Raw genomic sequence first — 19923 nt, forward strand, 5'->3', positions numbered from 1 at the left:
CGCGCGGCCCTACTGCTGCAGCGAAACCTGCTCGGCGTATCGATGGTCGACATCGACAGGACAGTTATGGAAGCCGACACCGGGCACCTGGACCACGCCGTCGAAATCGGCCGCGCGCCCGTCGGTGATGAGCTCTACGCCGGCACTGTGATCTGCTGGTGCGGTGCGCGTGAGGACAAGGCCGCGAGCCACCTGAGCGAGCGCCAATGCCACTGCGTCGCCAGACTTTTCGGCATGGCGCAACACGTCGTCGGTCTCAGCCAGCGCCGCGGCATCGGGTACCAGCAATCCGTTCGCGATGGACAGGGAGTAGCCGTAGGTGATCACGATGACGATCGCCGCATCGGCAATCTCTCGCTGTATCGCGATGGCGCGTCTGAGATCCGCACGCCAAGAGCGGTCGCCGAGACACGCGCGGGCCATAGCCCGGTAGAGCACCGCGACCGCTAGTGGAGATCCCAACCCCCACCGCGCGATGTTGCCCTTGGATCCGTCGTCGGCCAGCAGATCGGTCACAGCCTGCGCCACGCGCAGCGCTTCGGCTACCTCACCGACATGCAGCTTGGCGAACATCGACGCCGACATCACCACGAAGATGCTCATCGGATCGTCGACGGAATCGAACAGGGCTATCTGTTCGGAAGCCAACCGCGCCGACTCGGTGTGACGGTTGGCCATCGTCAACGACAACTCGGCGCCCGATAGGCCGGCGGCCAGCAAAGCTTGGTTACCGGATGCGGTGCACAGCGTTCGTAGCTCGTTGAATATGGTCTCGTCAACGCCGGTGCCCGCCCGCCACGCGGTCTGGCACAACATCGCTCTGGGGTAACTGCGCAAAGTTGCACGATCGGGGAAATCGGCAGGAAGGGTGTCGGCCACCCGGCGAGCGCGTTCCCAGTTACGCCGCGCCGCAACGACATCGCGCCCCATCAGCCAGGCACCAGCCCGCATGCGCCAGGCGTAGGCGGCGGACAGGTCGTCGGCGGCTTCCCGGTGCTCGCCGATCAGCGCGGCGTTATCGTCGACGGATCCGGGATCCCGCTCCATCACCGTGGCCAGCCGGCGATGCAGCTCGGCCCGGTCGGATTTCAGCTGTGACTCGTAGGCGACCGCGCGGATCAGCGGATGCCGAAACGCGTACTGGGTGCGGGTGCCGGTCATCACCTGCTCGATCAGCTCGGCCTCGATCAGTGAATTCACGTCGGGGTTGGCGACCAGGCTGGCCAGCAATGCCGCATCGTGCCGGGAGCCGATCACCGCCGCGGCGTTCAGCGTCCTTTTCGCTTGGGGCGCAAGCCGATCGATGCGAGCGGCCAGAGTGGCCTGCAAAGTCGCCGGCACCCGAACGTCGGCCACATCTCTGGCGCACCGGTAGCTTCCTCGGCTGCCGTCGAGCACCCCACGTTCGGCCAGGTCCCGCACCATCTCTTCGGCAAAAAATGGGTTTCCGCAAGCGTTTTCGGCGATCAGGGTGGTGAGGTCGGTGACCGACCGGTCGTCGCCGAGTAGCTCAGCGACCAACGCTGAGGTCTCGGAATCACTCAGCGGCGCAAGGGCAAAGGTCTGGGCGCCATCGATAGTCGTCAACGCGCCACGGTATTCGGGGCGATAGGTAATAAGTGCCAGCGACGCGGTTCGGGGAACCACCGCGAGGAGGTCGGCCAGCATGGATTCGCTGGCCTCATCGATCCAGTGCACGTCCTCGATGACGTAGACCGCTGGTGTCCGACGAGACAACACCATGCCCCGGATCAGGGCGGTCAACCGCCGGCGTCGGGCATCGGGATCGATGGCGGGCAGCGTCTCGCCGGGAGCGGCGATACCGAGCAGGTCGTCCAAGAGCAGCAGATCTTGCGGGTCGGCGGCGGGATTGTTTGCACGTATTCGGGTGCGGGCCGCGCCGTCGTCAAGGCCCCGTATGCCCGTCACCGACCGCAGCAATCGCGCGACCACCTGAAACGAGACCTCGCTGGTGTGCGATTCGCAGTAAGCCCGCGACACCTCGACTCCGAGTGTTCTCGTTGGCGCGGTGATCTCCTGCACTAGCCGGCTCTTGCCGATGCCCGCGGGTCCGGCCAACGCGAGCACGCCGCCATGCCCGCCGGCGGCCCGAGCCAACAAACCTTCAGCGGCGGCGATCTCCCACTGCCGGCCAACGAGGCTCGACGCGGTGCCGACGGCGGGGGCATCACGTTCCGGCACGGCGATCAATCGATGGGCCTGGACCGGCTGATCGTTGCCCTTGATGTGGACCAGCTCCGGCTCGCCGACGACCGCAGTGCGTTCGACCAACCGCGCGGTGGATGCGCTGAGCATCACACCGTTTGGCGGCGCCACGGACTCCATCCGCTGTGCCATGCCGACCTGGTCTCCGATCGCGGTGTAACCCAAGGCGGCCGAACCGATCTCACCAGCGATCACCTGACCCGAGTTCAGGCCGACGCGTAACTGCAACTCGACGGCATCCCGCTGGCTGACCGCGCCGGCCAGTCGACGCGTTGCCTGCTGGATGCCGAGCGCTGCAAGACATGCACGAACTGCGTGATCCTCCAACGCCGCCGGCGCACCGAACAACGCCATGATCCCGTCACCGGTGAACTTGTCCAGCGTGCCGCCGTAACGCTGGACGACCGCAGCGGCCAGATCGACAAGTTCGACCATGATTTCCCGCAGGCGCTCCGCTCCCAGCGTCGCGGCGAGATCCATCGAATGAACCACGTCGGCGAACAGCACCGTCACTTGCTTGTACTCAGCCGAGCGGTCCGGGTGTGTGACGGGCATGCCGCACTGATGACAGAACTTCGAGCCCGGTGACAGTTCGGTGCCGCATGACCGACACGACCCCGCCGCCTGACGCGCGCCGCGAACCCGGTCACCCACATCGATATCGTTTCACCGCCGATCTACGGTGTCCGCGATATCGCGGTCAAGCCGACTTGGCGGCCAGCGCATGCCCGTCGGGCGGGGCCGGAGTGAACCGGGTGGCCGCGCACCAGCGCCCTGTGACCTCGGACACACCGAGATCTTTCTTGTCGGTATGGTCATACCATAGCGTCATACCGTAGTGGGACTTCACCGAGATGGAGGGCGGCGGCGATGCAACCGTGGCGAGACGAACTTTCAAAGCTTCGGGATGTTGTTCGAGGGCCGGTCTTCACGGAAGATGACACGGCTTACGGCAGCGAAGTGGCGGTGTTCAACACGGCGGTCCGACACCGGCCCGCGGTCGTGGTGGGCGCCGCCGATGCGGCAGACGTCTCCGAGGCGGTGAGGTTCGCGGTCGAGCGCGGTCTGTATGTTGCCGTCCTCAATACCGGCCATGGACCGACGGTGCCCGCCGACGCGGATACTCTGATGATCACAACCAGCCGAATGTCGGGCCTATTCATCGACGTCGAAAACCGTTGCGCGCGGGTGGAAGCCGGAGTCCGATTCGGACAGCTGGTCGACGCCGCCGCGAAGTATGGGCTGGCTCCACTGCCGGGGTCCTCCCCGGGAGTGGGTGTAGTCGGCTACACCCTTGGCGGCGGGGCGAGTGCGACGATGGGGCGCAAGTACGGCTGGGCGGCCGACCACGTCACTGACATCGACGTGGTCACCGCGGATGCCCAATTGCGCTGCGTATCAGCAGTATCCGAACCCGATCTCTTCGGTGCGCTGCTGGGCGGGAAAAGCAATTTCGGCGTGGTGGTCGCGATGAAGTTCGCGCTGTTCCCAGTGACATCGTTGTACGCCGGTGCACTGTTCTACTCGGGCGAACACAGCCGGCGCGTGCTGGAGGCCTTCCGCGAGCTCACCGCATCAGCACCCGATGAGTTGACGACGGGATTGGCGCTGCTCAATCTACCTCCCTTGCCCGGCCTTCCGCCCTTCATGCAGGGTCGCTTGACCGTATCGGTACGGGTCTCCTATGTCGGCGACCCGTCCATCGGTGCCCGGCTGATCGACCCGCTGCGTCGGGCGGCTCCGGTGCTGGCGGACGGTGTCGCCAGCATCCCCTACGCGCAGTTCGCCACCATCAGTAACGATCCAACCGATCCCGCGCCGGCGGTTGAGCATTTCGCGCTGCTTCGGGAACTGGGCCAAGACACCGTTGGCGCCATCGTCGACGTGGCCGGCCCCGGATCCGGTAGCGCGATCAATATCGTCGACATCCGGCATCTGCAAGGGGCTTTCAGCAAACCCGCGGCTTTCCCCAACGCGGTGGGTGCGCGGGATGCCGCCTATGCCATGTTCGCCCTGACCGTCGTGCCCCCAGGCGACGAAGTGGCGGGCTATCGTAACTCGGGCCGCGAACTTGTTGCGGCGCTTGATCCTTGGCTGCACGGCATGGCGAATCCGAGCTTCGTCGGCCCGGCGGACACGCCTGAGGACCGCACCCGCCGGGCCTATGCGCCCGACGTCTACGAAGAGCTGCGGACGGTCAAGGCGAAGTACGACCCGCGCAACACCTTCCGCCTCAACCACAACATCCCACCGCGCGTCGCTGTCTGAGACCGCGCATCGACAACGTCCGCCGGGGTTGCCAAAATCTGGTATTCTCGTACCATACAGCAATGCCCGTTGAACGCCGCGCCCGACGAGTCGGCGGCGCGCGCCGAGTCGCGGCCGTCGAAGCCGCCGCCGCAGTGCTGGCGGAGCGGGGCCATGAAAATACCCGCTTCGCCGACGTCGCGGCGGCCAGTGGCGTCGCCATCAGCACGCTGCAGAACTATTTCGGCTCACGCGAGGACATGCTCATCGAGGCGATGCGGCACGCCACGGAGATGGAGGTTGCCGCGTTCGAGGCGGTGGCCGACGCCGAAACCGATCCCTGGAATCGCCTGGTGGCGATGATAGATCGCAACCTGAACACTCCGTTGCGCAACCATCAGCTGCTCATCGAATTCTGGCGCTCCGGCATTCGCGACGCGGAATTGCGCGACTACGGCGAAGAAGGCTGGTCGCGCTACCGCGCGCCGTTCGTGCGCACCGTCATCGAGGGGCGCGACGCAGGCGTGTTCGCGCCGGTGGTCTCGCCCGAAGACGTCGTCGATTTGTTGTTCGCCACGCTCGTCGGAGCAATGATTCCCCGCGTGCTGCGTTTTCCGAACCCGTCGGCGGATCGATTTCGGACCTCGTTGCTTCGGCAGCTCGCCGCGATGCTGGGCAGAACCGGATACCAGTAGGCCACCCGGCCTGCGATCGTGGAGTCGATCGCCGACCGGGTGGCCGTCGTTGGTTGTCGACGTCTTTAGACGTCGTAGTACAGCGCGAATTCGTAAGGGTGCGGCCGGATTTGGACCGGCAGGATCTCGTTTTCGCGCTTGAAGTTGATCCACGTCTCGATGAGGTCAGGCGTGAACACGCCGCCCTCTGTGAGGTATTCGTGGTCCTCTTCGAGCCGGTCGATCACCGCGGAAAGCTGGGTGGGCGCCTGCGGGATGTTGGCGGCCTCCTCAGGCGGCAGCTCGTAGAGGTCCTTGTCGACCGGGGCCTGCGGCTCGATCTTGTTCTTGATACCGTCCAGGCCGGCCATCAACATGGCCGAGAACGCCAGGTACGGGTTGCCCGACGAGTCGGGGCAGCGGAACTCGAGACGCTTGGCCTTCGGGTTGGTGCCGGTGATCGGGATGCGGACACACGCCGACCGGTTGCGCTGGCTGTAGACCAGGTTGATCGGGGCCTCGTAGCCGGGTACCAGGCGCTTGTAGGAGTTCACCGTGGGGTTGGTGAACGCCAGCAGCGACGGTGCGTGGTGCAGCAGGCCGCCGATGTAGTGGCGGGCGGTGTCCGACAGGCCGGCGTAACCGGTCTCGTCGTACATCAGCGGGCTGCCGTCCTTCCACAGCGACTGGTGGGTGTGCATGCCGGAGCCGTTGTCACCGAACAGCGGCTTGGGCATGAACGTCACGGTCTTGCCGTTCTGCCACGCCGTGTTCTTGACGATGTACTTGTAGAGCATCATGTCGTCGGCCGCGTGCAGCAGCGTGTTGAACTTGTAGTTGATCTCGGCCTGGCCGCCGGTGCCCACCTCGTGGTGGCCCTTCTCCAGGCTGAAGCCGGCGGTGATCAGGTTGGTCAGCATCTTGTCGCGCAGGTCGACGTAGTGGTCGACGGGGGCGACGGGGAAGTAGCCACCCTTGGGGCGCACCTTGTATCCGCGGTTGGGGCTGCCGTCGAGCTCGTTGGGCGAACCGGTGTTCCACCAGCCCGAGATCGCGTCGATCTCGTAGAACGAGCCGTTGGTGCGCGAGTCGAAGCTCACCGAGTCGAAGATGTAGAACTCCGCCTCGGCGCCGAAGTAGGCGGTGTCGGCCACGCCCGTGCTGATCAGGTAGTTCTCGGCCTTGCGGGCGATGTTGCGCGGGTCGCGCGAGTACGGCTCGAGGGTGAAGGGGTCGTGCACGAAGAAGTTGAGGTTCAGCGTCTTTGCTTCACGGAACAGGTCGATCTGCGCGGTCGCCGGGTCGGGGAGGAGCAGCATGTCGGATTCGTGAATGGATTGGAATCCGCGAATCGACGAACCGTCGAAGGCTAAACCATCCTCAAAAACGCTCTCGTCGAAGAATGAAATCGGAATTGTGAAGTGCTGCATGATGCCGGGCAGGTCACAAAACCGGACGTCGACAAATTCGACGTTCTCGTCCTTGGCGAGTTTGAAGACGTCGTCGGGCGTCTTGTCCGTCACAGAGTGCTCCTTTACTTGGTGAGATCCGCGGCCTGACGCTATGGAGCAGATGTTGCCCGTCAGTCAACCCGATGTTGCGCGCACGTTACGTGACCATGCCACACGCTAAAAGTGGCCACTTGGGCGGCGGGTTCTATTGTGGGGCCATGGATCGCAAGATCGTATCTTTTCTGGTGACCGGGCGCACCGTCTGCCCTCCTTACCAGGCCGTCCCGGCGGATTATTCGGACCGCGGTCCGCGCCGATGATGGCCGAATCGCGATCCGCATATCCGGGCGAAAAGCTGGGCCTGCCGGAAAGTGGCCCGGGATCGCTGGCGCCGATGGGCCGCCGCCTGGGCGCGCTGATGATCGACTGGTTGATCGCCTACGGGCTGGCCGGGCTGGCCATGCGCTTCGCCTTGTTCTCCCAACCGGTGCTGGCCACCGCGGTGTTGGTGATCTGGTTCGTGCTCGGCGTGCTCTTCGTGCGGTTGTTCGGGTTCACCCCAGGCCAGCTCGCGCTTCGCCTGCAGGTGGTCACGTTGGACGGACGCGACCTGGTCGGCCTTGGCCGGGCGGTGGTGCGGGGAGTGCTGGTCGGGACGGTCGTCCCGGCGCTGTTCACCGACTTCGACGGCCGGGGCATGCAGGATCGGCTGACCGCGACGGCCGTGGTGCGACGCTGACCTGAGGAGCCGACCGGGCTGACCGGGCTGACCTGATGGCGGCGACCCGCCGCGCCCGGCTTCGCCGCGCTTGCGATCGCCGCTGAGCTGATGGCGGCGACCCGCCGCGCCCGGCTTCGCCGCGCTTGCGATCGCCGCTACCGGCGGCGGACGGTGCGCTGCACCCCACGCATCTTGCCCGCGTTGGGCAGCGGCCCCTTGGGCATGACGGCCGCGCCGGCGCGCGACCCCAACGCGGCCAGCCGCGACTCCAGCGTGTCCATCTGCTTGACGGTGATGTTGGCCGGTAGCCGGGTGAGATGGCGCTCCAGCTTCGCCAGGGGCACCTCGTCCTCGCCGTTGCCGACGATGATGTCGTAGATCGGCACGTCACCGATCAGGCGGGCGGTGCGCTTCTTCTCCTGCGCCAGCAGCGGTCGCACCCGCGTCGACGTCCCCTCGCCGACCAGGATGACGCCGGGCCGGCCGATGACGCGGTGCACGGCGTCGAAATGCCCGGTCGCGGCCACCCCGGGGGTCACCCGCCACTTGCCGCGCAGGTTGTCCAAAGCCCATGCGGCGGCCCCGGTTTGACCCTCGGCCTTGCGGTAGACCGACTTCTGGGCGCGGCGGCCGAACACGATGAAGGCGACCAGCCCGCCCAGCACCACGCCCAGCGGGATGAGGGTGATCATCGTCAGCCCGCCGGCCCACAGACCGACCGCCACCGAGATGCCCACGATCAGCACGAAGGCGCCGATCATGTACGGCAGGAGGCGCTTGTCCTCCTGGCGCTGAAGGTTGAACGCCTGCCACAACTGGGTGCGGCGCTCCCGCGCGGCGGCCTTGCGGGCGGCCTGCGCCTGCGCTCGGGCGGCCTTGTTCTGCGCGGCGTTGCGGGATTTAGCCATAGTCAAAGAATACGTAGGGCCGCTATGGGGCAGACGCCGCCACCGGGCGCCGGCGGCGTCAGGCGCGGCTGCGGGCCGCCTGCTCGTAGAGCCGACCCGCGCGATACGACGAGCGCACCAGCGGTCCGGCCAGCACCCCGGCGAAGCCCAGCTCCTCGGCGTGCCGGGCGAACTCGACGAATTTTTCCGGCTTCACCCAGCGCTCGACGGGGTGGTGGCGCGCCGACGGGCGCAGGTACTGGGTGATGGTGATGATGTCGCAGCCCGCGTCGTGCAGGTCGGCCAGGGCGGTGCGCACCTCGTCGGGGGTCTCGCCCATGCCGAGGATGAGGTTGCTCTTGGTGACCAGCCCGGCCTCGCGCGCCGCGGTCAGCACGCCGAGGCTGCGCTGGTAGGTGAAGGCGGGTCGGATCCGCTTGAAGATGCGCGGCACCGTTTCCACGTTGTGCGCCAACACTTCCGGGCGTGATTCGAACACCTCCGCAAGCCGGGTGGGCTCGCCGTTGAAGTCGGGGATCAACAGCTCCACGCCGGTCGAGGGGTTGAGTTCCTTGATGGCGCGCACCGTCTCGGCGTACAGCCAGGCTCCGCCGTCGGGCAGGTCATCGCGGGCCACCCCGGTGACCGTGGCGTAGCGCAGCCCCATGGTGCGCACGCTGTCGGCGACCCGCCTCGGCTCGTCGCGGTCCAGGGCGGCGGGCTTGCCGGTGTCGATCTGGCAGAAGTCGCAGCGGCGGGTGCACTGGTCGCCGCCGATCAGGAAGGTGGCCTCGCGGTCCTCCCAGCACTCGAAGATGTTGGGGCAGCCGGCCTCCTCGCAGACCGTGTGCAGCCCCTCGCGCCGGACCAGGCTCTTGAGCTGGGTGTACTCCGGGCCCATCTTGGCCCGCACCCGGATCCACGGCGGTTTGCGCTCGATCGGGGTCTCGGCGTTGCGCACTTCCAGGCGCAGCAGTTTGCGTCCTTCCGGTGCGACAGTCACAGCGCCGATGCTACGCGCGCGGCCGCCGCGTGGTCCTGCACCGGCAGCACCCCGTCCAGGGCGTCGCACACCGCGTCGGCGACAGCGGTCTGCACATCCTCGACCGACACCGGGCGGCGCAGCTCGGCCGACAACGACGTCACACCGGCGTCGCTGATGCCGCACGGCACGATGGCGCCGAACGCGTCCAGGTCGCAGTCGCAGTTGAGCGCGAACCCGTGCAGGGTGGTCGCGCGCGACACCCGCACGCCGATGGCGGCAACCTTGCGGTCGGGGCGGCCGTCGGTGCCCGGCACCCACACCCCGGACCGGCCCGGCACCCGGACCGCGTCCACGCCCAGGTCGGCGCAGACCTTGAGCAGCGCCTCTTCCAGCCGCCGCACGTAGTTCACCACGTCGAGCGGTTCGGCCAGGCCGATGATCGGATACCCGACCAGCTGGCCCGGGCCGTGCCAGGTGATCTTGCCGCCGCGGTCGGTGTCGACGACGGGAGTGCCATCTACCGGCCGTTCGTGCGGTTCGGTGCGCCGGCCCGCCGTGTAGACCGCGGGGTGCTCGAGCAGCAGCAGCGTGTCGTTGCCGCCGGCCACCCGGGCGTCGGCCAGATCGCGTTGCTGCTGCCAGGCCACGCGGTAGTCGACGATGCCGAGCGGGCGGACGTCGATCAGGGCCTGGCTGGACCGGATGGAATCGATCACGTTCGCGACGGTACTCGGCTCGGGCCGGACGGACCGAGTCCGGTGGCGCTAGTCGTGGTCGCGGCTGGCGGTGGCGTAGGCGAGGGCCTCGCCCACGGTGTTGTGGTGGAAGACGAAACCGGCGCGCTCCAGCGCGGACGGGATGGCCCGCTGCCCGGTCAGCAGCCCCTCGTCGGCGAACTCGCCCAGCGCGGCCCGGATGGCAAAACTGGGCACCATCAACGGCGTTGGGCGATTGACGGCCCGCCCGAACGCGGTGGTGAATTCGGCGTTGGTGACCGGCGCGGGACCGGTCATGTTCACCGGGCCGGACAGGTCGGGGTTGAAGATCGCGAACAACAGCGCGCGCACTTCGTCTTCCAGGGTGATCCATGACATGTATTGCCGTCCGCCGCCCAGCCGGGCGCCGAGCCCGGCGCGGAACAACGGCCGCAGCCGGCCCAGCACGCCGCCCGCGGGGGAGAACACCAGCCCGGTGCGGGCCAGCACCACCCGGGCGCCGCCGTACTGGGCCGGCAGCGTGGCGGCCTCCCAGTCCTCACACAGCCGCGCCAGGAAACCCGTTCCCGCACGGTCGTTTTCGTCGACCACGCGGTCCTTGGTGTTGCCGTAGAAGCCGACGGCGCTGGCGTTGACCAGGGTCGCCACCCCCGCGTCGGCGACGGCGTGGGCCAGCACCTCGGTGGGGGCGATGCGGCTGTCGCGCAGGCTCTGCTTGAAGGCGCCCGACCATCGCCGCTTGCCGATATTGACGCCGCACAGGTTGACGACGGCGTCGACGCCGGTCAGCGTGTCGGGATCCAGGTCGCCGCTCTCGGGATTCCAGTGCAGCTCATCGGCATTCGCCGGTGCGCGGCGCACGATGCGCAACACCCGGTGATCGGCCGCGCGCAGGGCCGCGGCCAGGGCCGAACCGATCAGGCCGGACGAACCCGCAATGGCGATGAGGGCCTGCTGGCCGGCGCGAGCCACGTTCGGTTGTCCTTCGTTACAGGCCGAGGTCGGCCTCGAACGCGCCCTCTTCGAGACGGTGCTTGATGGTGGTGAGGAAGCGGCCGGCGTCTGCGCCGTCGATCAGCCGGTGGTCATAGGTCAGTGGCAGATAGCAGATCGAGCGGACACCGATGGATTCGTTGCCGAACTCGTCGACGATCACCCGCGGCCGCTTGACGATGGCGCCGGTGCCCAGCATGGCGGCCTGCGGCGGAACCAGGATGGGGGTGTCGAACAGCGCGCCCTGGCTGCCGATGTTGGTGATCGTGAAGGTGCCGCCGGACAGCTCGTCGGGTTTGAGGTTGCCCGAGCGGGCGCGCGCGGCGATGTCGGCGATCGCCCGGGCCAGCCCGGCCAGCGACAGGTCGCCGGCGTTGTGCACGACGGGGGAGAGCAGACCCTGCTCGGTGTCGACCGCGAAGCCGAGGTGCTCGGCGTCGTAGTAGGTGATCTCCTTGGTGTCCTCGTTGTAGCTCGCGTTGACGTTGGGGTGGATCTTCAGCGCGTCGATCACCGCCCGGGCGATGAACGGCAGGAAGGTCAGGTTCACGCCCTCGCGCTCGGCGAACGCCGCCTTGGCCCTGGCCCGCAACCCCACCAGCTTGGTCATGTCGACCTCGTGGGTCTGGGTGAGTTGCGCTGTGGCCTGCAGGGATTCGCGGGTTTTGTTCGCGGTGATCTGACGGATCCGGCTGGCCTTCTGGGTGGTGCCCCGCAGGTGCGCCAACGCCGGCGCCGGGCTCGGCGCCGCAGCGGCCTTGGGCGCCGCGGGGGCGGCGGGGGCCTGCGCGGCGGGAGCCGCCGCGGCCGGCGGCGGCGCCTTCTTCGCCTCGGCGGCGGCCAGCACGTCCTGCTTGCGGATGCGCCCGCCGACCCCGGTGCCGGTGATCGAGTTCAGGTCGATGTTGTTCTCGGCGGCCAGCTTTCGCACCAGCGGCGTCACATACGGCGCGCCGTCACCAGCCGGGCTTGCCGGCTGAGTTGCCGGTTGGGCCTGCGCCGGTTGAGGTTTGGGCTGCGGCGCGGGTTCGGGCTTGGGTTGCGGCTTGGGCTGCGCCTGGGGCTGGGGCGCCGGTTCGGGCTTGGGCTCGGGCTGGGGCGCGGGCGGCGGCTGGGGAGCGGCGGGTGCCGCCGGCGCGGCGGCCTCGGCACCGGCGCCGACGCGGGCGAGCTCGCCACCGACGGGCACCGTGGCGTCTTCCTCGGCGGTGATGCTGATCAGGACACCGGCGACCGGCGAGGGGATCTCGGTGTCGACCTTGTCGGTGGACACTTCCACCAACGCGTCGTCGACCTGGACCGAGTCACCGACGCGCTTGAGCCAGCGGGTCACGGTGCCCTCGGTCACCGACTCGCCGAGCTCGGGCATCAGCACCGGGGTCGCGTCGCCGCCGCCGGAACTCTGCTGGGCGGGCGCGGGCTCCGGCTGGGCCTGAGCCTGGGGCTCCGGCTGTGGCTCGGGCGCGGGCTCGGGCCCCGGCTGCGCTTGGGGCTCCGGCTGGCTCGGCGCCTGCGAGTCGCCGCCCGCCCCGCCGCCTTCGGCGGCGTCGCCGATGACGGCCAGCTCGCCGCCCACCTCGACGGTGTCGTCCTCCTGGGCGACGATCTTGGTCAGCACACCCGCGGCCGGCGAGGGGATCTCGGTGTCGACCTTGTCCGTCGACACCTCGACGAGCGGTTCGTCGAGCTCGACCGTGTCGCCCTCCTGCTTGAGCCAGCGGGTGACCGTCCCCTCGGTGACGCTCTCACCGAGTGCCGGCATCTGGACGGAGAAGGCCATCGTTTCTGACTCCTCGATCGCTCGTGGGTCGGGGCGGGTCGATCAGCTCGCGTGTGGAAGGCGAAGTCGCAATCCAAAACTATCCTGTCACTGCGCCGTTGTCGGCACACATCCAGGGCAGATACCCCGCGCCGGGCGGGTGACACCGATCACGCTTGCTACGGTGTGGCCAGTCCAGCCAGAGCGGGGAGGTCGGAGATGCCGCCAACACCACAACTACCCCAACACTTTGTCGACAGCGCCGACGGCGCCCGCATCGCGGTCTACGAAGAGGGCAACCCCGAGGGCCCCACCGTCGTGCTGGTGCACGGCTTCCCCGACTCGCACGTGCTGTGGGACGGGGTCGTCCCGCTGCTGGCCGAGCGGTTCCGCATCATCCGCTACGACAACCGCGGCGTCGGGATGTCCTCGGCGCCCAAGCCGGTGTCCGCCTACAGCATGGACCGCTTCGCCGACGACTTCGCCGCGGTGACCGGCGAGCTGAGCCCCGGCCGGCCCGTGCACGTGCTCGCCCACGACTGGGGCTCGGTGGGCATCTGGCACTACCTGAAGCGCCCCGGCGCCAGCGACCGGGTCGCCACGTTCACGTCGGTGTCCGGACCCGCTCAGGACCAACTGGTCGATTACATCTTCAGCGGGCTGCGGGCGCCCTGGAAGCCGCGCACCTTTATCCGGGCGATCAGCCAGGCGCTGCGGCTGAGCTACATGATCTTGTTCTCGATCCCGGTGCTCGCGCCGTTGTTCCTGCGGCTGACCCTGTCGGTCCCGGCGCTGCGCCGCAACGCCGTCGACAACATCCCCGTCGAGCGGATCCACCATTCCGACAAACTGGCCGCCGATGCCGCCCGGTCGGTGAAAACCTATCCCGCCAACTACTTTCGCTCCTTCTCCGGTCGCAAGCAGGGCGTCGCGGTCATCGACGTGCCGGTGCAGCTCATCGTCAACACCAAAGACAAGTACGTGCGGCCCTACGGCTACGACCACACCCCGCGCTTCGTGCCGCGGCTGTGGCGCCGCGACATCCAGGCCGGTCACTTCTCGCCGATGTCGCACCCGCAGGTGATGGCTGCGGCGGTGCACGAGTTCGCCGACCAGGCCGAGGGCAAGCAGCCCAGCCGCGCGCTGCTGCGCGCGCAGGTGGGGCGGCCCCGCGGGGCGTTCGGCGACACCCTGGTGTCGGTCACCGGCGCCGGCAGCGGCATCGGCCGCGAGACCGCGTTCGCCTTCGCGCGCGAAGGCGCCGAGCTGGTCATCAGCGACATCGACGAGGCGGCCGTCAAGGCCACCGCGGCCGAGATCGCCACTCGCGGCGGCGTCGCGCACGCCTACGTGCTCGACGTGTCCGACGCGCAGGCGGTGGAGTCGTTTGCCGAGCGGGTCAGCGGCGAGCACGGCGTCCCGGACATCGTCGTCAACAACGCCGGCATCGGACAGGCCGGCGGCTTCCTGGACACCCCTCCCGAGCAGTTCAACCGGGTGCTCGACGTCAACCTGGGCGGTGTGGTCAACGGGTGCCGGGCGTTCGCGCGGCGGATGGTGGAGCGCGGCACCGGCGGCTACATCGTCAACGTGTCGTCGATGGCGGCCTACGCGCCGCTGCAGTCGCTGAGCGCCTACTGCACGTCGAAGGCGGCGACCTTCATGTTCTCCGACTGCCTGCGCGCCGAACTCGACGCCGCCGGGGTGGGCCTGACCACCATCTGCCCCGGCGTCATCGACACCAACATCATCAACACCACGCGGTTCGACGCGCCCGCCGGCAAGCAGGCCGACGCCGTCGACGGTCGCCGCGGCCAGCTGGGCAGGATGTTCGCGCTGCGGCGTTACGGCCCCGACAAGGTCGCCAACGCGATCCTGTCGTCGGTCCAGAAGAAGAAACCGATTCGCCCGGTGGCGCCGGAAGCCTATGCGCTGTACGGGCTTTCGCGGGTCGCGCCGCAAGGGCTGCGCAACGCCGCGCGCATCCGCGTGATCTGAGCCGCGCTAAGCGCCCGTCGCCGCCCCGCGGCGTCCGGTCAGCAACGTCGCTCCGATTGCGATGACCCCCAGCACGGCCAGCGGTATCGCCCATGCGCGCCGGCTGCCCACCGACGACTGGCACTGCGCGACGTAGTCGGTGTGCGGGACGATCTGGTTCAGGATCGGGATGTTCGCCCCACTGCTGTTGTTCGCGCTGCGGGCCGCGGAAAGGTCCGTCGCCACGGCGTTTCCGCAGCCGACCGAGTGGCCGTTGCTGTCGGAAACCGACACCGGCGCCAGCAGGCCGATGATTCCGGCCAACAACAGCACGGCGCCCACGCCGATGATCAACCGTCGCACCGTCATGGTCTCGCCTTTCGTCGCGGGGATTTCGACCGCTAGGGAGATTAGCCGCAGGCATGCGCCGGTAAACCCGGCGTTGACGCCGAATAACCCGGCGATTGCCGGGTATCCGGCCGCGGTAACGCAAGACATGAAGGGGTGTGCACGTGATCACTGCAACGCGCGAGGTGCCGGAGTCGTGTGAGCGGATATGGGAGGTGCTCGCCCAGGGCTGGACCTACACCCAGTGGGTGGTGGGCAACAGCCGGATGCGCGCCGTCGATCCGAATTGGCCGGAACCCGGCTCCTCGATCAAGCACTCGATCGGGATCTGGCCGTTGGTGATCAACGACGCCACCATCGTGGAGGAGTGTGAACCCCCGCACAAGCTGGTGCTGTGCGCTCGCCTGGGCCCGCTGGGCGCCGCGCGAATCACCATGCTGCTGCACGAGATTCCGGGCGGGTGCCGGATCGAGATGATCGAGGTTCCCGTGCAGGGCCCAATGGCGGCCGTTCCCGATTCCGTCGCGTTGGCCGCGGCGTACCCGCGCAACAAGGAGTGCCTGTGGCGGCTGGCGGCGCTGGCCGAGCGCCTGGAGCCGAGCCAGGTGAAGTGACCGTGCGCGACACCGCCGACGCCGTCGTGATCGGGGCGGGACACCACGGGCTGGTGGCGGCGTCGATGCTGGCCGACGCGGGTTGGGACGTGCTGGTGCTGGAAGCCCAGCCCGAGCCCGGCGGCGCGGTGCGCAGCGCCGAGCTGACACCGGGCTACATCACCGACTTGTTCAGCTCCTACTACCCGATGACGGTGGCGTCTCCGGCGATGGCGGCGCTGCAGCTGGAGGACCACGGGCTGCGGTGGTCGCACGCGCCGACGGTGGTTGGCCACCCGCGCAACGCCGCCGACGACGACCCGCCCATCGTGTATCACGATCCCGCCCAGACCGCGGAGGAGTTCGAGCGTCGCACGCCCGGCGACGGCGACAATTGGCTACGCATCGTTGCGTTGTGGGACGAGGTGAAAAGGCCGCTGCTCGAAGCGATCCTGTCGCCGTTCCCGCCGATGCGCCCGTTGCTGACCCTGTTGCGCAAACTCGGGACGTCGGATGCGCTGCGACTGGCCAACTTGTTGGTGCAGCCCGCCAACGCCATGGCCGACCAGTTGTTCGACGGTGATGCGCCGCGAGTCATGTTGCTGGGCAACGCTTTACACGCTGACATCCCGCTGGATGCGCCGGGTAGCGGTGTCATGGGGCTGCTGATGACCATGCTCGCCCAGGACTGCGGTTGGCCGGTTCCCGTCGGAGGTTCGGGCCAGTTGACGGCGGCGCTGGTCAAGCGCGCCCACTCGGCGGGGGCGCAGATCGAGTGCAACCAGGACGTCGCCCGCGTTCAGGTGCAGGGCGGGCGGGCGACCGGTGTCAGCACCACCGACGGGCGAACCGTTCGCGCGCGTCGCGCGGTGATCGCGGATGTCACCGCCCCGCGGCTGTTCTGCCACATGCTGCCGCCGGATGCGGTGTCGCCGGGGTTGCTGCGGGATCTCAAACACTTCGTCTGGGATCCGCCGGTAGTCAAGGTCAACTATGCGCTCGATGCCCCGATCCCGTGGCATGCCAAGAACCTGCGCGACGTCGGCACCGTTCATCTGGGCGCCGACGGGCACGGCCTGATTCGTTGGATGGCCGACGTGAACACGCGCACAGTGCCCGAACATCCGTTCATGCTGCTGGGCCAGACCACCACTGCCGACCCGACCCGATCGCCGGATGGCACCGAAAGTGTCTGGGCCTACACGCATCTGCCGCGCGGCGTGCATGACGATGCTTCGGCGGAGCGGGTTGCCGCGTCGATGGATCGCGTGATCGAAGAACACGCGCCCGGGTTCGGTGACCATGTCGTCGGACGCTTTCTGCAACGCCCGTCGGACCTGGAGGCTCACGACGCTAATCTGCACCACGGAGCGGTCAATGGGGGCACGTCGCAACTGCAGCAGATGCTGATCTTCCGGCCGGCGCCCGGCATGGGCCGGGCCGAAACACCGATCGAGCGGCTGTATCTGGGCAGCGCGTCGGCGACACCGGGCGGCTCGGTGCACGGGGCATGCGGGCGCAACGCCGCCAACGCCGCGCTGGCCGCCGACGGCGCGACCGGCTGGCCGCGCCGCAAGCTGGGTCGCGCCGTGCTCAAAAGGCTTATTCCCTAGCCGTTTTCGGCGATGTCCTCCAGTACCGCGAACATGGTCCGCGTCGGCACGCCGGTGGAGCCCTTCGGCGAGTAGCCCCACGGACTGCCGGTGTTGTAGGCCGGGCCGGCCACATCGATGTGCGCCCAACTCACGCCGTCGGCGACGAACTCGCGCAGGAACACCCCGGCCACCAGCATCCCGGCGAAGCGCTGCCCGCTGATGTTGGACAGGTCGGCCACGCCCGACTTCAGATCTTCCTTGAGTTCGTCGGGCAGCGGCATCGGCCAGCCGTTCTCGCCCACCCGCTGCGAGATCGCCGCCACGCGGTCGCGGAACTCGTCGCTGCCCATCACCCCGGGGATGCGGGCGCCCAGCGCCACCGTCTGCGCGCCGGTCAGCGTGGACGTCTCGATCAGGTAGTCGGGGTCGTCCTCGCAGGCCCGCACGATCGCGTCGGCCAGGATGAGCCGGCCCTCGGCGTCGGTGTTCTGCACCTCGACCGTGATTCCGCCGTACTGCGTCAGCACGTCGCCCGGGCGCTGCGCGGTGGCCGACGGCATGTTCTCGGCCATCGGCACCGTGGCGATCACGTCGATCGGCAGGCGCAACTGTGCGGCCAGCGCGACGGTCGCGATCACCGCGGCGGCACCGCCCATGTCCGAGGTCATGTGGTGCATCCCCGCCGCCGGCTTGATCGAGATGCCGCCGGTGTCGAACGTGACGCCTTTGCCGACCAGCGCCACCTTCTTGGCTTGCTTGGACCGCTTGGCCAGCTTCGAACCGCGGTGGATCAGGCGCACCAGCCGCGGCGGGCGCGACGAGCCCTGCCCGACACCGATGATCCCGCCGTAGCCGCCCTTTTGCAGCGCCTTGTCGTCCAGCACCTCCACCTCGAGACCGACGGATTCACCCAAAGCCCTTGCGCGCTTGGCGAATTCGGCGGGAAAGAGGTGGCTGGGCGGGGTGTTGACGAAGTCGCGGGCGGTGGCGACGGCGGTGGCGACGGCGGCGCCATGCGCGGCGTCGTTCTTGGCGTCCTTCGCCCCTTTAGTTTCCGAGGCGAGCACCGTGATCTTGCGCAGCCCTTGGTCTTTGGGTGCGGTCTTCTCGCTGCGAAACTCGGTGAACCGGTAGCTGCCCAGGATCAGGCCCTCGACGGCGGCCGCAGCGATGCCCTCGCCGGGCAGCTCGCCCAGCGTGGTGAGCACCGACTCGGTCTTGCCCAGCGAACGCGCGGCCACGCCCGCGGCGCGACGGATGGTGTCGGCGGGCCATTCGGACCGCGGTTTGCCCAGGCCGACGGTCAGCACGCTGGACACCGGCAGCGATCCCACCACCAACCGGTGCACCTGTTCGGCGCCGCCGGTGGCCTCCAGCGCCCGCAGACCCGATTCGATCTCGGCCACCGCGTCGGAGGACAGGAACGGCTCGGCGGCCGCGACGGCCGCGCCCGGCTTGTCGTCCTCGCCGGTCGACACGACGGGCACGATCAGCACGGTCGACGCGGCGGCGCGCCGTGGCAGCGAGGAGGCGACACTTACAGCGGGGGAGGCGTAACCGGGTTCTGTGCTCATCCGCATCACCCTAACGGTCCGGCCGTCATCGCTGATTAGGGTGAAGAGTCGTGAGCGATGCAGCCGAGGTTTTGCACGGACCGTTGGAAGAGCGTCACCGAAGCTTGGGCGCCAGTTTCGCCGAGTTCGGCGGCTGGCTGATGCCGGTGTCGTATGCCGGCACCGTCAGCGAGCACAACGCGACGCGCAACGCGGTCGGCCTCTTCGACGTCAGCCACCTGGGCAAGGCGCTGGTCCGCGGGCCGGGGGCCGCGCAGTTCGTCAACGCCGCGCTGACCAACGACCTGGGCCGCATCGGTCCGGGCAAGGCGCAATACACGTTGTGCTGCACCGAATCCGGCGGCGTCATCGACGACCTGATCGCCTACTACGTCGACGATGACGAGATCTTCCTGGTGCCCAACGCCGCCAACACCGCCGCAGTGGTCGAGGCGCTCCAAGCCGCCGCACCGAGCGGGCTGACCATCACCAACGAGCACCGGTCCTTCGCGGTGCTGGCCGTGCAGGGGCCCCGCTCGGCCGAGGTGCTCGGCCGGCTGGGCCTGCCCACCGACATGGATTACATGGCCTACGCCGACACGTCGTTCTCCGGCGTGCCGGTGCGGGTGTGCCGCACCGGCTACACCGGCGAGCACGGCTACGAGCTGCTGCCGCCGTGGGAATCCGCGGGTGTGGTGTTCGACGCCCTGGCCGAGGCGGTCGGCGCGGCCGGCGGTGAGCCGGCCGGTCTAGGCGCCCGCGACACCCTGCGCACCGAGATGGGCTACCCGCTGCACGGCCACGAACTGGCCCTGGACATCTCCCCGCTGCAGGCCCGCTGCGGGTGGGCGATCGGCTGGAAGAAGGACGCGTTCTTCGGCCGCGAGGCCCTGCTGGCCGAGAAGGAGGCGGGCCCGCGCCGGCTGCTGCGCGGGCTGCGGATGGTGGGCCGCGGCGTGCTGCGTGCCGGGCTGACGGTGCTCGCGGGCGACACCCCGGTGGGGGTCACCACGTCGGGCACGTTCTCCCCGACGCTGCAGGCCGGCATCGCGCTGGCGCTCATTGACACCGACGCCGGCGTCGAGGACGGTCAACAGGTCACCGTCGACGTCCGGGGTCGTCCCGCCGCGTGCGAGGTCGTGCGCCCGCCCTTCGTCGCGGTGAAAACGCGCTAGCGGCGCCGCGTGCGCGGGCGAAA

The 19923-nt window shown here is 68.7% G+C and carries 16 protein-coding genes; 7 read left to right on the plus strand and 9 right to left on the minus strand.

Annotation, left to right across the window (positions count from 1 at the left end; translation table 11 throughout):
• Positions 1-9: 9 nt before the first annotated feature.
• Positions 10-2880 carry an adenylate/guanylate cyclase domain-containing protein gene (locus A5646_RS08340; protein WP_197505147.1) on the minus strand — a complete coding sequence of 957 codons (2871 nt, stop codon included), beginning with the start codon at positions 2878-2880 and terminating at the stop codon, positions 10-12.
• A gap of 306 nt (positions 2881-3186) precedes the next feature.
• Between A5646_RS08340 and A5646_RS08345 the strand changes: the two genes are divergently transcribed.
• Both A5646_RS08345 and A5646_RS08350 read left to right on the plus strand, forming a co-directional pair.
• A complete protein-coding gene (locus A5646_RS08345; protein WP_197505148.1) occupies positions 3187-4494 on the plus strand; it encodes an FAD-dependent oxidoreductase in 1308 nt (435 codons plus the stop codon).
• A 62-nt stretch (positions 4495-4556) separates the two neighbouring features.
• Positions 4557-5168 carry a TetR/AcrR family transcriptional regulator gene (locus tag A5646_RS08350; RefSeq protein ID WP_066862831.1) on the plus strand — a complete coding sequence of 204 codons (612 nt, stop codon included), beginning with the start codon at positions 4557-4559 and terminating at the stop codon, positions 5166-5168.
• A gap of 65 nt (positions 5169-5233) precedes the next feature.
• On the opposite strand, the gene glnA is transcribed toward A5646_RS08350, so the two are convergent.
• A complete protein-coding gene (glnA, locus tag A5646_RS08355; RefSeq protein WP_066877693.1) occupies positions 5234-6670 on the minus strand; it encodes a type I glutamate--ammonia ligase in 1437 nt (478 codons plus the stop codon).
• A 244-nt stretch (positions 6671-6914) separates the two neighbouring features.
• On the opposite strand from glnA, the gene A5646_RS08360 reads away from it, so the two are divergent.
• The gene (locus tag A5646_RS08360; protein ID WP_067021213.1) at positions 6915-7337 is read left to right on the plus strand and encodes an RDD family protein; all 423 of its coding nucleotides are present in this window, start codon (positions 6915-6917) and stop codon (positions 7335-7337) included.
• A gap of 137 nt (positions 7338-7474) precedes the next feature.
• Here A5646_RS08360 and A5646_RS08365 read toward each other — a convergent pair whose 3' ends face one another.
• The 5 genes from A5646_RS08365 to sucB are packed head-to-tail and all read right to left on the minus strand — an operon-like array spanning position 7475 to position 12680.
• A complete protein-coding gene (locus A5646_RS08365) occupies positions 7475-8227 on the minus strand; it encodes a DUF4191 domain-containing protein (protein ID WP_066877696.1) in 753 nt (250 codons plus the stop codon).
• Between the two features lie 58 nt (positions 8228-8285).
• Positions 8286-9209 carry a lipoyl synthase gene (lipA, locus tag A5646_RS08370; protein ID WP_067021216.1) on the minus strand — a complete coding sequence of 308 codons (924 nt, stop codon included), beginning with the start codon at positions 9207-9209 and terminating at the stop codon, positions 8286-8288.
• On the minus strand, positions 9206-9907 hold the full coding sequence (gene lipB / locus A5646_RS08375) for a lipoyl(octanoyl) transferase LipB (protein WP_066862658.1): 702 nt from the start codon (positions 9905-9907) through the stop codon (positions 9206-9208). Before lipB ends, lipA begins: the two co-directional genes overlap by 4 nt.
• Before the next feature lie 48 nt (positions 9908-9955).
• Positions 9956-10879, minus strand: coding sequence for a TIGR01777 family oxidoreductase (locus A5646_RS08380; RefSeq protein WP_067021218.1), 924 nt, complete (start codon positions 10877-10879; stop codon positions 9956-9958).
• A gap of 16 nt (positions 10880-10895) precedes the next feature.
• Positions 10896-12680 carry a 2-oxoglutarate dehydrogenase, E2 component, dihydrolipoamide succinyltransferase gene (gene sucB / locus A5646_RS08385; protein WP_067021220.1) on the minus strand — a complete coding sequence of 595 codons (1785 nt, stop codon included), beginning with the start codon at positions 12678-12680 and terminating at the stop codon, positions 10896-10898.
• Between the two features lie 198 nt (positions 12681-12878).
• Here sucB and A5646_RS08390 point away from each other — a divergent pair, with 198 nt between their 5' ends.
• The gene (locus A5646_RS08390) at positions 12879-14657 is read left to right on the plus strand and encodes an SDR family oxidoreductase (protein ID WP_067021222.1); all 1779 of its coding nucleotides are present in this window, start codon (positions 12879-12881) and stop codon (positions 14655-14657) included.
• A 6-nt stretch (positions 14658-14663) separates the two neighbouring features.
• On the opposite strand, the gene A5646_RS08395 is transcribed toward A5646_RS08390, so the two are convergent.
• Positions 14664-15005: an aminopeptidase gene (locus tag A5646_RS08395; RefSeq protein WP_066877703.1), complete on the minus strand. Its 342-nt coding sequence runs from the start codon at positions 15003-15005 to the stop codon at positions 14664-14666.
• Positions 15006-15148: 143 nt separating this feature from the next.
• Here A5646_RS08395 and A5646_RS08400 point away from each other — a divergent pair, with 143 nt between their 5' ends.
• Positions 15149-15598 carry a hypothetical protein gene (locus A5646_RS08400; protein ID WP_067021241.1) on the plus strand — a complete coding sequence of 150 codons (450 nt, stop codon included), beginning with the start codon at positions 15149-15151 and terminating at the stop codon, positions 15596-15598.
• Positions 15595-17190 (plus strand): NAD(P)/FAD-dependent oxidoreductase, encoded by a 1596-nt coding sequence (locus tag A5646_RS08405; RefSeq protein WP_067021224.1) that lies wholly within the window; start codon positions 15595-15597, stop codon positions 17188-17190. The genes A5646_RS08400 and A5646_RS08405 overlap by 4 nt, the downstream gene beginning before the upstream one ends.
• Here A5646_RS08405 and A5646_RS08410 read toward each other — a convergent pair.
• Complete coding sequence (locus A5646_RS08410) at positions 17187-18746, minus strand: leucyl aminopeptidase (protein ID WP_067021227.1); 1560 nt, start codon at positions 18744-18746, stop codon at positions 17187-17189. The two genes, A5646_RS08405 and A5646_RS08410, sit on opposite strands and share 4 nt — an antisense overlap.
• A gap of 50 nt (positions 18747-18796) precedes the next feature.
• Between A5646_RS08410 and gcvT the strand changes: the two genes are divergently transcribed.
• Positions 18797-19900, plus strand: coding sequence for a glycine cleavage system aminomethyltransferase GcvT (gene gcvT, locus A5646_RS08415; RefSeq protein ID WP_067021229.1), 1104 nt, complete (start codon positions 18797-18799; stop codon positions 19898-19900).
• Positions 19901-19923: the final 23 nt, after the last annotated feature.

Source organism: Mycobacterium sp. 1245499.0 (assembly GCF_001673615.1).
Lineage (GTDB): Bacteria > Actinomycetota > Actinomycetes > Mycobacteriales > Mycobacteriaceae > Mycobacterium > Mycobacterium europaeum_A.